This window comes from Vibrio coralliilyticus (assembly GCF_024449095.1).
Taxonomy (GTDB): domain Bacteria; phylum Pseudomonadota; class Gammaproteobacteria; order Enterobacterales; family Vibrionaceae; genus Vibrio; species Vibrio coralliilyticus_A.
Window position 1 is genome coordinate 299,900 of record NZ_CP024627.1, and the last position, 13,881, is coordinate 313,780.

Consider the following 13,881-nt stretch of genomic DNA (forward strand, 5'->3'; position numbering starts at 1 on the left):
TACACAGCTCAAATTGATAGCTTTCTGAGTTTTTAGAGTGGTCAACAAATCCAAATCAAGAAAATAACCGCAGTGGCTTATATGAAATCGAATCGTTTTCCCCTTATCTATGCAGTACATGTAGTTTTACTTCTAGCAGTCGTCTTTTCTTATTCTGCTTTGGCTCTCACCTTAGAGGCTGGAAAAAGCATCAAACTATCAGGTGACTTTTCGGTCTCAGGCAGCCAAGCAAGCTACTCATTGCCCATCTCAGTAGCACCGGGCCGAGCGGGCCATCAACCTAGGTTAAGTATCGAGTATCGCAGTGATTCCCCTAATGGCATGCTTGGAATGGGGTGGAGCTTAGGCGGGTTATCTTCGATTTCTCGTTGTGGTAAGAGCTTATATAAAGACGGTCGTCGGGGTGGGGTGAATTTTGATGACAATGACCGATTCTGCCTTGATGGACAAAGGCTGATCGCGATTTCAGGTAGGGACGGCGAAGACCTGACGGAATATCGAGTGGAAAATAATGGCTATGCCAAGATTGTGTCGTTTGGTCGCGTAGGAAAAGGGCCATCGAGCTTTAAGGTCTGGTACAAGGACGGCTCTATTTATGAGTATGGTGTAACGGAAGACTCGCGAGTCGAACTCCCCACACAACTCGATGTATATAAATGGGCACTGAATCGAATTACGGATGCCAGTAAGGCAAATCATATCAATTTTGTTTACAGCGAAGACAATGGGGCGGGTAAACATAAGCTCACACAGATCACCTACGTTGGGGGAAAAGTTAACCTTGTTTATGAAAACCGCTCAGATACAACTTCTCACTATCTTGGCGGTAAGCAACTTAATAGAACAGAGCGACTAAAGCAGATCGAAACCTTTGACAGCAAAGGAGAGAAAATTGGCACATATGATCTCATTTATCAGACGTCTCCTACGACTTCTCGCAGCCAACTGACCAAGATTAATTACTGTGCTGAAGGCCAGTGCTCTAGTGATATTCGCTTTACTTGGACTGGTCGAAGTCATCCGGGGCTAGGTGGGGCAACAAGTACAGGTTTTAATAGCCCCAGATACTTAGAGGCAAATGGGCAAGTAAAAACGTACGGTGAGTTGAGCCGTAACAGCAATGGCACCATGTCAATCAGAGGCTTAAACGGTGTAACACATACCAATGTGAAGTCATACAGCTTGAGTGGTAGTGTCATCTCGCCTAGTGTTGCTTTGAACCAATGTAGTATCAATACCGCAAGTTCGTATAACAAGGGGAATGGTCAATTAGGTCACTATTGTCAGTTTAATACCTGTTCAGGTGATAGCTGCAAATATGCTTCCAATGGCGTGAATTATGGTGACTTTAATGGTGACGGTGTTGAGACCTATCAAAAAGGTTACGCAACCATTGATATCAATGGTGATGGGATTGATGACTTACATAAGTTTGATGTGGCAAATGGCGGATATCGTTATCGAATAACGGGAGGGGCTTGGCAAACGTTGCCCTCTGCGGAGGGACGAGTTTTAAAGTCGTTTGCTGATGTGAATGCTGATGGTTATCTTGATGTGGTGATGGGCTCAGGAACATCGAAAGGTAAACTCTACATTCACCTGTTTAATGGTAAATCATTTAATTCTCCTTTTGCTATTAGTCATAGCGTCTCACACGATAAGAGTATCTACTTCTCCGACTTAAATAATGACGGTTACCCAGAATTGGGCTATGGCCGTTACTTCTACCAAAACACTCAGAATAACCAGTTTTCGACCAGCGTATTTCTCGATGCCGGCGAAAAGATTTATTCGGTTCAAGATGTGAATGGCGATGGCTGGCCGGATGTATTAACTCGTGCTGATGGTAACAACGCTAAAGCTCATATTCGCTATTCCTCGCAGCATGCCCAAGACAAAATTACGCATTTTTCTGAAGTGGGTGTTGATTATACGGTGACTTACAAAGCTGCCAGTGATAACAGTGTTTACACGGCTTCTAATATCAGCTCATACCCATTTCAAGTGATAACGCCAAGGCGCTATTTAGTCGCGAGTATGGTTAAAGCGCCAAAAGGCTATGCTACGACTCACCATCGCTACCAATATCAAGACGCGAAGACGCATCTTAATGGAGGAGGCTTCTTAGGTTTTAAAATGATGACTGAAACAGAAGATGCGGATGTTATCACGACCACTAAAACCACGTTTGAGCAAGAAGATCTTGCGATAGCCAGCAAGCCACTTGAGGTCGAAATCTTTAAAAATGGTAAGAAAGTCGCTGAGAATCGTTACCAATACAAATTGCATACTCGTCAAGGCTATAACGCTAAGTACTACCAAGTGTACGCAGACAAAGTTGTTAAAAGTCAGTATGGCTTGAACAGTGATGTGGTCGAAAGAAAAGAGACCATGAGCAGTATCATGGACCGCTTTGGGAATTTGCTTGAAGAGACAACCGTTATTTCAAGTGAGCTTGATGGCGCAGGTCAATTTACTCGAACGAATAAGCTTGATTACCTCTCAACTGGTGTGAACAACAATCATCATATTTATGATATTTCGGCAGTCAGCAACATCGATAATCTAGCGGCCGTGCTGAGCTCTTTCAAAGCGGGGCTTGGGCGTTATTGTGCCGCGAACGGTGACGTTTACTTTAAAGCCAATGATCATATCGTTCTCATTCATAGCGATGTCGATATTCCTTTAGTGCTACAACGTTACGACTCTTACTTTAAGTATCAAGTCACAGAATCTAGCACTGATCTAGATGGGCTCACGGTGTACGCTGGAACGTTAATCCACTCTTCCGCCGCAGATTTTAATACCGCTAACCCGAAATCATGTGGTAGCTACGCGATTGGTGATTTTGACGGTGATGGAAATATGGAGTTCACTACCTCAAGGACGACACGTACTGAACTGGTCACGGAAACGGGTGATAGCTTTTGGAAAATTGGCGCTGTGGTCACGTCAACAGCTACGATAACCGACGATACAACTCAACTGACCCGTACGACCAGTAATAGTTATCACTACGATAACCATGGTTTTTTGATTTCCAGTTCTGTGAATAGCTCTAACTATGAGTCAAGCAGTGATATTGCGTCAGGCGGTAAAAGCGTTACTAATCGCTATCATAATGATCAATGGGGCAATGTTGTGTCGCAAAGCGTAGAAGGCTCTGACCTCGTTGCGCGAATCTCAACCACTCAATATGACAGTCAAGGGTTATACGTTACAGAATCGGCCAATGCATTAGGGCATGTCTCATTTACTCAATTTAATGCTCAAGGCTTGCTGAGCCAATCAATTGGTGCATTGAAAGGCCGTACCAAGAGCCTTACTTATGACGCTTTTGGTCGTGTAATTAGTGAATCTCTGCCCGGCACGGGGAATACCAATCTCACCCAATACCAACTGGGAGAGCAATGTGGTCCGCACTCAACAAGTCAGACGGTGAGCTGCGTTACTCTTAACCCCGCCTCTGGTGGCCAGGTAATGACATTTTTTGACTATGCAGGCCGAGAAATTCGTAAACTGCACACTGGCTTTAGCGGTCAGTTGGTCGTGGTCGATACTCGGTGGGATCGCAATGGTCGAAAAGTTAGCCTTTCTCGACCTCAGTTTGTTGGTAGCAGTGCCTCGGCACCTCGAGTGGCTTTTACTTATGATGCCTTAAACCGAGAAATTCAAAAGCAAGAGCCTGCCAATGCTGGGGGAATCGCCACTTTCGACACAAGTTATGATGGATACAAGACCAGTGTTAAAGATGCACGAGGCTTTATTCATACGACAGTAACGAATGTGATGGGTCATACTTTACGTAAAGAAGAGCCAGATGGTGCATACCAAACCTATCAGTACTATCCGGATGGAAAACTACGTTCAAGCACGGATTCCGCAGGTAACACGACTCACATCCGCTATGACAATTTAGGTCATCGTCATTCGTTGGATGACCCAGATATGGGCCAGTGGAGTTACAACTACAACGCAGCGGGCGAACTGGTTTACAAGCGCGATGCGAAAGGAACGATCACCACGATTGAGTACGATAACCTTGGCCGAAAAGTGAAGCAGACCGAAGGGAGTAATGTGTCTACCTGGCGTTACGATGAACGCGGCGCGCTTGGCACCCTATCTGGTTTTGCTGGTAATGGCAGTGAAACGGACTATTACTACAATACTGCTGGTCTTACTGAAGAAGTCGCCGTTCAAGTTGGTGACGAGAAGTTCAGTACCCATTATTTCTACGATAAGTTCGAGCGTGTTGCTAGGGAAGTTCGACCAAACGGCATCGATACCACGCTTGCCGGTGCGGCCAAGTTATTGAGCAGCACCAACAGCAATGATCGCCTAGCAGTTGAATATGTTTATAACCCTTATGGCTACGTCGCAGGGGTACGCAGCCCGCGAAATTATGCAGATGAAGTCTTTACCAGTGCCAGTTTCCGTGAAGGTATTCGTGAGCTGCTGAATGATGCGATAGCACAAGCCAATGTTTACCTCACTAAGGCAGAGCGCTACGCCACTCAGGAAAGCTTCTTTACCACTAAGGCGGCTGAGTACAACAGCAAAACCGTTAACGTGCACAATCTGGATGCCTCCTCGCAAGCTTTGTTGGGTGACGGCTATCGCTATAAGCAGTGGTGTAACGACCAAGGTGAATGTTACTTACGCCCAGCAACTTGGGTACTGCTTCATGATGATGTCTCTATCCCACTGGATATTACGCTGGAAGGCGCGATTTATCGCCTAACGACCACCTTAGCCAATACTCAACCGGGAATCCGCAACTACAATGCGACCGTTCATACGGTGCCAGCTTCGGAGTTTAATGCGCAAAGCTTGAGTGCTTCACATGACTTCTTACTGACTGACTATGACAGTAACGGTCAGAAAGATTTAATGAGCAACAACGATATCTATATTGCTCAGGCGGACAGTGAAACCCGTGACGAGCTGTTGTTTGCTGCCGATGACTTATCTGAAGCTGCAACAGTGGCCAACACTCGCTATAAGTTCTACACCGACTTGGCAAGCCAGTTGATTAACCTGTCAGAAAAAGTGGCAGAGTTGAGTGGTTTGAACTGTGAATATGCGAATCAGTTAGGCGGGGATCAGCTAGAGGCCTCTTCTCGTAATCATTGTGAGAATACTCAGCAATCGAGCCAGGCTGATCATCTCAATATGATTCTGACTCAGTCAGAAATGGAAGCGTCATTAGATAACCCTGCCTACCTTTACTACTGGCAGCGTCGTGAAACCGATGCGTACGATCATACATTGTCGGAAACGCTGGGTAATGGTTTAGTTAACACCTACAGCCATGATGCCAATACCGGTCGACCGAATTATATTACCACCCATAAAGCGAACGTATTGTTTGATCCGCGCCTCTCTGCAAGTACCAGCCAAGGGCGTAATATCCGCTTTATTCAGTATCGCTACGACAATCACAACAACGTGACCTACCGATACGATGAGCAGTTGGGCATCACCGATACTTGGACGTACGATGGTTTAGACCGCGTCACCAGCAATACCATCAGTTTGGCGAATAAAGTGCAACACGGAGTAAACAACCCAGACTTAGCAGGGCCGTTTCATTATCGTTATGACAAGCTGGGCAATCTGATCCATAAATCCGACATTGGAGACTACCACTACAGTGGCCAGCAGGCAGGGCCACATGCCGTGACAAAAGCCAATGGGCTGAATTACCAATATGACGATAACGGTAACATGCTGCGCGCATGGGCGGATGGCAACTCGACCAACGAGCGAGAGCTGGAATGGACGGAGTTCAACAAGCCAAACAAGATCACCCGCAACGGTAAAACCGTCGAGTTTTTCTATGACGCTAACCATAATCGTTATCTGAAGAAGAACAGCGACGGCATTGAAACCTTCTACTTTGGCAAGAGCTATGAGCGAGTCAAGGATACCAATACAGGGGTTGTGCAGCACAAACACTTTGTTTATGCCGATGGCAAGTTGATTGCTCTGAATACTCACACTGACGATGGTGAGAGCCAGCTTAAAGATAAACAAGTCCGCTACCTTCATTACGATGCGTTGAACTCAGTCGATATGATCACCGATGGCTACGGCTTAGTGGTAGAGCGCCGCAGTTACGATACTTGGGGTAAGCAGCGTAACGTCGCGTGGTCTGATAATGGGCCATTGGAGGTGGTACAAAACGCCATTACCAACCGCGGTTATACCGGACATGAAGACATTACCGAAGTTGGTTTAGTTCATATGAATGGACGAGTCTACGATCAAGAGTTGGGGCGATTTATTAGCCCGGACCCATTTGTTCAACAGCTTTATACAGTTGGCAGTTTCAATCGATATAGCTATGTGCTTAATAATCCGCTGAGTTATACCGATCCAAGTGGCTACTTTTTCAAATCCTTGAAAAAAATAGTAAGGAGAGTGATTAAGAAAATAGATTATGGCATTGCTAGAGCCATTATTACTGCTGGTTCTGCATTCTGCGGGCCGTGGGCACCAGCATGTGCAGCAGTTGGGACTTATGAAGTTAATAGAGCTCATGGTGTCTCCTCTTCAGATTCACTTAAATCGGCAGCCGTAGCCGGAGGTGCGCAATGGGTTTTCGGTAGCTCAGGTGCGGATTTAACAGTGCAACAATCTGCGATAAAAGCGGGCACTATGGTCGCTGGCTCACAAGATCCTAAGTTAGGGCAAGCCTTAATGTTTCTTCAGGGTAACTGGGGAGCAAGCATCGGGACCATGGTTCAAAATGGCGTGGGTAGTTCGTTGCAATACTTAGCTCAAGCAGAGCTGCAACGGCATGCGGCTCGTTGGGGGATGAGCTTAGAAGAGTTTAATTTAATTCTTGGACTAAATTCGAAAGCGGGCTTGTCTATTGCCGGTGGCTCATACAGTAATAAATCACATGTAGAAGGCTTTACGAGCCGGTTTATTAAGCCAGGATTAGGTGTGTTTTGGGATATCAATGACTCACTACTAAACGTTCAAGGTTTACTGGATGCGGTCTCATCTCAAGTTGTAAGAGAAGGGACAAAAAACGGTCACCTTATTGGTCATTCGCTAGGCGCTTGGAGAACCAATAATTTACAGCGGCATGGCTATATTAAGTCTTCTTATCTTCTTTCATTGCCGGGATTTGCCTATCCGGCTGCAGGGAGCCGCGGGTCCTGTGCCTCTCTGGACTTAATTTGTGGCACTGCCCTAATGTCGATACTTCGTCCCAATACGACTATTGTATCGAGCCCTGCCAGTTTAATCCCTAACGTGTTGAATGGTGTATCGGCTAACCATTCTAAGGACACTGTTCCTGGATATTCTACCCAGTGGAATCAATGATGAGAATTAGTTCTTTAATGATTAATGATGTTAGCAACTATTGCTTTTTCTTCTCAAAAATAAGTTTTATTGATGGTAGGGAGAAGCAACCGAATGCTAAGCATAAAAAAACATTCAGATATAGATAATTAAGTAATAATTTATTAACCCCTTAAGTGAAAATATGAAAACATTATATAAGTTAATTTTTCTTGTCCCTTTAGTACTTTTCTCTGTAGTAGCGAATGCAGAGAAAGGATTTGTAAAAGGTGAAATTGAATATATTCGCACCCATGACGGCGGTGAGATTACTTCTTGGAGACCGCCAGCGTTCTGGTTTACGTTAAAAGGCGTAGATAAAGCTGGAACATGTAAACTATGGACTCCTAGTAATACGGTGTTATTTGCGGCAACCGACAGTTCTGCTTATTCAATGATTTTAGGCGCGTTTATGGCAGGTAAAGAGGTGTCGGTCTCTTTTGACGATTCAGTTGAATACTCTAGCTACTGTAAAGCAAGGTACATCACCCTTGGTAACCCGCCATTACTCCAGTAGGACACAATGCAAAATGAAACGACTTCTAATTTTAACTTCACTCTTTCTCTTTTCATTCCAAGCGTTTGCTATTAATGCCAGTAAAAATGGAGACTGGATTGCAATGGGGGTTCCTCAATATGTTCATGTAGGAACCCAGGGAGTATTTTTAATCAATGGAAACGGTACTCATGGTACGTGTGCAGGGCAAACTCCACGTTATTTTAGTTTTGATATGAATGCACCACATTTCTATGCCATGTATTCATGGTTGATGCATATGTCAAAGGAAAACAAGGCGGTGGCTTGTGTTGTCAAAAGTGGCTGTGGGACGAACACTATTCAGGTCGAATATTGCCGCGGCTCGCTGAGATAATCATTTTAATATAGGAAACATTGATGAAAAAAATACTACTACTAACAGCAATTCTATTTAGTACACCTTCAATAGCAAATATTGGTTGCATCGGTACAGTGAAAAATATTCTCCAATATGCTGACGGCAGTATCAATGTGTATACCGCATACCGGAATGATTATACCGTGATGTGTAATATTGAGAAACATTGGAAAGGGGTCAGCCCTGAAGCATGTCAAGGGATGTTAAGCGTATTACTGACAGCGCAATCAACTGGTAAGAGTATTGCAACTTATTACAATGGTGATCAATATACTTGTAGCAACCTTCCTCATTACGGAAGTGCACCAGGTCCTGTTTACGTAGGTATCGTAGAGAAATAACAAGGATACGTGGAACCGCATTTCCAATGTGCGCCAAAGTAATGGTCCATAACTATGCTGGGAATGATTGTAGCAATGCTGCTTACATTAAAATAGATCGCTAGCCTAGATGACTGTAAACCCATAACGCCAGCTTATGCTGGCGTTATTTTTATCGATTGCGGAGTTATTGCTTGCCTTTCCATCTTGGTATTGCACAATACCGCCCCTGACGAGCCAATTTTATTACTACCAATCCTGACCCATGTTGTTAATCATCGATAACTACGATTCCTTTACTTATAACCTGTACCAGTACTTTTGCGAGTTGGGTGTAGAGGTAAAAGTTGTGCGTAACGATGAAACAGACATTGCAGCTATTGAAGCGATGCAGCCGACTCATCTCGTGATCTCACCAGGGCCGTGTACTCCCAATGAAGCAGGGATCACCCTGAAAGTGATCGAACACTTTGCCGGTAAACTGCCGATACTTGGAGTGTGCTTAGGCCATCAAGCAATTGCTCAGGTGTTTGGTGGTAAAGTGGTGCGAGCTCGTCAGGTGATGCATGGAAAAACTTCCCCAATTCGACACAATGGGTGCAGCGTCTTTACTGGTTTGAATAACCCTCTCACAGTCACGCGCTATCATTCGCTGGTGGTACAAAACGGTACGCTACCCGAGTGTTTTGAGCTCACCGCTTGGACGGAGCTCGAAGATGGCTCGATGGATGAAATTATGGGCTATCAGCATAAAACATTACCTATTGATGCGGTGCAATTTCACCCTGAATCGATCAAAACCGAGCAAGGGCATGAGCTACTTGCTAACTTTTTACGTCGCTAACCCTCTCTTTTTGACTCAATAAACCCTGATTGAGATCACTTTTTTTAACATTTCTTTCATATTTTTGCGCACGGATATTATGTGAAAAACTATTCGCAGGCGTTGTTCTGTCTGACTCTGCGCCCTTGTTATTACTATGCTTAACTACAGCTTATCTTTGTTATAAGAATATATTGCTTCATAAAAGCAGTGGCTTAATGCATAAATACTCAACGCTGATGCAGAACAGGCTTTTAGTGGTGAAGTAAAAAGAATAATTCACTATTGAAATGGTTAATTAAATGTAAATACAATGCCGTAATTGCTGAAATGCAAAACAATATGTGCTTTCGTTAAATGAAAGCAAGGATGCAAAAATTACCTGGCATGCGGTATCGAGAGGGAATGTGCAATGACAGTCGAAAATAAAGTAGAACGCGGTTTGTTTGATGAGGTGATGGTCCCTTGTTATAACCCAATGGAAATGGTTCCAGTCAAGGGCGAAGGTGCTCGTGTTTGGGATCAGGAAGGCAAAGAGTACATCGACTTTGCTGGTGGTATCGCCGTGAGCTGTCTGGGTCATTGTCACCCTGCAATGGTTAACGCTCTGACGGAGCAAGGCAAAAAACTGTGGCATCTCAGTAATGTCATGACAAACGAACCTGCGCTTCGCTTGGCGAAGAAGCTGACAGAGGTGAGCTTTGCAGAAAAAGTGTTCTTCGCTAATTCAGGCGCAGAAGCAAACGAAGCGGCTCTAAAGCTGGCACGTCGCTATGCGGCTGACAAGTTTGGTCCTGAGAAATCTGAAATCATCGCGTTCAAGCAAGGCTTCCACGGTCGTACTTTCTTTACTGTCACAGTGGGTGGCCAAGAGGCTTACTCGGACGGTTTTGGTCCTAAGCCTGGCGATGTTACTCATCTGCCATACAATGATGTGGAAGCACTACGCGCGCACATTTCTGACCGTACTTGTGCGATCATGATGGAACCGCTTCAAGGTGAAGGTGGTATCATCTCTCCAACTGATGAGTTCGTTCAAACGGTTCGTGAATTGTGTGATAAGCACAACGCGCTGCTTATCTTTGACGAAGTTCAGACGGGTAACGGTCGTACTGGTCACTTCTATGCTTACCAAGGTCTGGGTGTCACACCAGATATTCTGAGCACAGCGAAATCGCTCGGTGGTGGTTTCCCTATCGGCGCGATGTTGACAACTACAGAGCTGGCTAAACATCTGAAAATTGGTACGCACGGCTCAACGTACGGTGGTAACCCACTCGCGTGTGCGGTTGCTGAAGCGGTTGTTGATGTTGTCAGCACACCAGAAACTCTAGCGGGTGTTGCAGAGCGTGAAGCGCTGTTCCGTGACGGATTAACTAAACTTAATGATAAATACCAAATCTTCGCTGAAGTACGAGGTAAAGGTCTTCTACTTGGTGCTGCTCTGAATGATGAATGGCAAGGCCGCGCGCGAGATGTACTGGTTGCAGCAGGCAAAGAAGGCCTGATGGTGCTAGTGGCTGGCGCAAATGTGGTTCGCTTTACGCCTTCACTGGTTATCAGCAAAGAAGAAATCGCAGAAGGATTAGCAAAACTAGATAAAGCACTCGCCACTCTAGTTAAATAATAAATAAACAAACTGGGAGAGCTGTATCGCAACAGTTCTCCCAATACCAGTGCTATCGGTCATGTGTTTGGGTAGTTACTCAGGAAAAATTGCTTAGAACAAGGCGTAGCTTGCAGCAAGCTAGCGAGCCTAACTTCAAAAACTACAACGTAGTGATTAGCGATTTGCCAGCAACAACAAATAGATGACCGATAGCATTGGTATCCTGCATCAGGAGGGAGTATCGATGCTGGTTGTTCGCCCTATAGCAATGTCGGACTACGATGCGCTGCACACTTGTGCGGTTGAGTCGGGTCATGGATTCACATCTCTTCCGGTTAACGAGGAACTGTTAACCAATCGTATTACTCATTCTGAGTACAGCTTTGCCAAGCCTAATGTAACGGAACCGGGTGACGAAGGTTACTTAATGGTCGGTTTCGATAGTGAAACTGGTGAAGTGGCTGGTTGTACTGGTATTGAAGCTTCAATTGGTTGGGATGTTCCATTTTATTCTTACCACATCAGTACCATAGTGCATTCATCACCAAAATTGGGGGTGAATAATGTGGTTAAACTGTTGACCTTCGGTAATAACTACACAGGCTGCAGTGAGATCTGTACTTTGTTCTTGCGCCCGAATTTCCGTGGTGGCTTAAATGGCCGTTTGATGTCTAAATGTCGTTTTCTCATGATGGCAGAGCACCCACATCGTTTCTCTAAAACGGTGTTTGCTGAGATGCGCGGCGTGTCCGATGAAAATGGTAACTCGCCATTCTGGCAGTGGTTGCAAGAGCATTTCTTCTCGATTGATTTCACTATGGCCGATTACCTGACGGGTATCGGCAAGAAAGGCTTTATCGCCGACCTAATGCCTAAGTTGCCGATTTATATCAACTTGCTGAGCAAAGAGGCTCAGGCCGTAATTGGTCAGGTTCACGAAAATACCAAGCCTGCATTGCGCTTGCTTGAGAAAGAAGGCTTCACTTGCCGTAACTACGTCGATATCTTTGATGGCGGCCCGTCGGTAGAGTGTGATGTGCGTAATATTGAGTCGGTGCGCCACTCATTCCGCGCGAAAATCACCATTGCTGAGCACACTAGCTCGCAAGATTACCTTATCTCAAACACGTCGTTTGAAAACTTCCGTGCCGTGGCTGCTAAAGCCGCGTATGACCAAGCTTCTGAGTCTGTGATTCTATCACCGGATGTTGCCAAAGCATTGGAAGTCAACGAAGGCGAATACGTTCGCATGCTAGCTCAGTAATCGAAAGGAACAGAAACATGACACATTGGATTGCAGGCGAGTGGCTTGCAGGGCAAGGCGAAGCGATGAACTCGACTAGCCCATACAACAATGAAGTAATCTGGCAAGGTGACAGTGCGTCGCCTGCGCAGGTTGAAGCGGCCGTCAGTGCAGCACGCAGCGCCTTCCTTAGCTGGAAGAAAATGACTTATGCTGAGCGTGAGACTATCGTTCTGGCCTTTGCCGAAAAAGTTAAAGAAAACAGCGAGCAAATCGCTGAAATCATTGCAAAAGAAACCGGAAAGCCTATTTGGGAAACACGCACAGAAGCGGCTGCGATGGCGGGTAAGATTGCGATTTCTATTCGTGCATACCATGACCGTACGGGTGAAGCAACACGTGAAGCGGCAGGCAACCAGATTGTTCTACGTCACCGCCCTCTAGGTGTGATGGCGGTATTCGGCCCTTATAACTTCCCTGGTCATTTACCAAATGGCCACATTGTTCCGGCGCTACTTGCTGGTAACACGGTCGTGTTTAAGCCTTCAGAGCAAACGCCACTCACTGGCGAGTTCGCGATGAAACTATGGCAACAAGCAGGCTTACCAGCAGGTGTAATCAACCTTGTTCAGGGCGCGAAGGAAACTGGTGTTGCTCTGGCAGATTCGAAAGGTATTGATGGCGTATTGTTCACGGGTAGTGCAAACACAGGTCATATCCTGCACCGTCAGTTTGCAGGGCAGCCGGGTAAAATGTTGGCGCTAGAAATGGGTGGTAACAACCCTATGGTGATCTCTGAGAACTATGGCGAGTTGGATGCAACCGTGTATACCATTATTCAGTCTGCTTTCATTAGTGCAGGTCAACGTTGTACTTGTGCCCGTCGCCTTTACGTACCTGTTGGTGAGAAAGGTGATCAACTGGTGAGCAAGCTGGTTGAAGCAACACAAAAGATTCGTGTTGATCAGCCATTTGCTGAGCCTGCACCATTTATGGGCCCTCAGATTTCTAAAGCAGCGGCTGACTTTATTCTTAATGCGCAAACAAACTTGCAAAGCCTTGGCGGTGTGAGCTTGCTGGAAGCGAAAGCGGGTGAAGCAGCATTTGTTTCTCCGGGTATCATTGATGTAACACCAATCGCTGATCTGCCAGATGAAGAGTATTTTGGACCACTACTGCAAGTGGTGCGTTACCAAGGCTTAGAGAAAGCCGTTGAACTGGCAAACGATACGCGCTTTGGCTTATCGGCGGGGCTGGTTTCAACCGATGACAGCGAGTGGGATTACTTTGTTGACCACATTCGCGCAGGTATCGTCAATCGCAACCGTCAGCTAACTGGCGCAAGCGGTGATGCACCATTCGGTGGTCCAGGTGCTTCGGGTAACTTACGCCCAAGTGCTTACTACGCAGCAGATTACTGCGCATACCCAATGGCATCAATGGAAGGTGGGGAAACTCTACTGCCTGCTACATTGAGCCCGGGTGTTGAGTTATAAAAATATTTTAAGGGTTTCCCTTACGCCTCCCTTTTGGGGAGGCTTTTAAACGTCACAGGTTGAAGGCTATCTGATCAGATTTCTGGACAAATTTGGTCAGATAGCCTCATTTATAAAATTATATAAACAATAAATATA

Annotated in this window: 8 protein-coding genes; all 8 read left to right on the plus strand. The window is 45.6% G+C overall.

From position 1 onward, the window contains the following. The first annotated feature begins 81 nt into the window (after window positions 1–81). The 8 genes from CTT30_RS01355 (at window position 82) to astD (ending at window position 13,743) form a co-directional block, all read left to right on the plus strand. Window positions 82–7,338, plus strand: a complete 7,257-nt coding sequence (locus CTT30_RS01355) for an RHS repeat-associated core domain-containing protein (protein ID WP_252035854.1) — start codon at window positions 82–84, stop codon at window positions 7,336–7,338. A gap of 163 nt (window positions 7,339–7,501) precedes the next feature. After that, a complete protein-coding gene (locus tag CTT30_RS01360) occupies window positions 7,502–7,873 on the plus strand; it encodes a hypothetical protein (RefSeq protein WP_252035855.1) in 372 nt (123 codons plus the stop codon). 13 nt (window positions 7,874–7,886) lie between these two features. Then, entirely contained in the window at window positions 7,887–8,228 is a 342-nt protein-coding gene (locus CTT30_RS01365) for a hypothetical protein (RefSeq protein ID WP_252035856.1), read from the plus strand. 23 nt (window positions 8,229–8,251) lie between these two features. Beyond that, window positions 8,252–8,593, plus strand: coding sequence for a hypothetical protein (locus CTT30_RS01370; RefSeq protein WP_252035857.1), 342 nt, complete (start codon window positions 8,252–8,254; stop codon window positions 8,591–8,593). A 244-nt stretch (window positions 8,594–8,837) separates the two neighbouring features. Then, on the plus strand, window positions 8,838–9,416 hold the full coding sequence (locus CTT30_RS01375) for an aminodeoxychorismate/anthranilate synthase component II (RefSeq protein WP_252035858.1): 579 nt from the start codon (window positions 8,838–8,840) through the stop codon (window positions 9,414–9,416). Between the two features lie 391 nt (window positions 9,417–9,807). Next, entirely contained in the window at window positions 9,808–11,022 is a 1,215-nt protein-coding gene (locus CTT30_RS01380) for an aspartate aminotransferase family protein (RefSeq protein WP_252035859.1), read from the plus strand. A 226-nt stretch (window positions 11,023–11,248) separates the two neighbouring features. After that, entirely contained in the window at window positions 11,249–12,268 is a 1,020-nt protein-coding gene (gene astA / locus CTT30_RS01385; RefSeq protein WP_239838083.1) for an arginine N-succinyltransferase, read from the plus strand. A gap of 17 nt (window positions 12,269–12,285) precedes the next feature. Continuing rightward, entirely contained in the window at window positions 12,286–13,743 is a 1,458-nt protein-coding gene (gene astD, locus CTT30_RS01390; RefSeq protein WP_252035860.1) for a succinylglutamate-semialdehyde dehydrogenase, read from the plus strand. The last annotated feature ends 138 nt before the right edge of the window (window positions 13,744–13,881 follow it).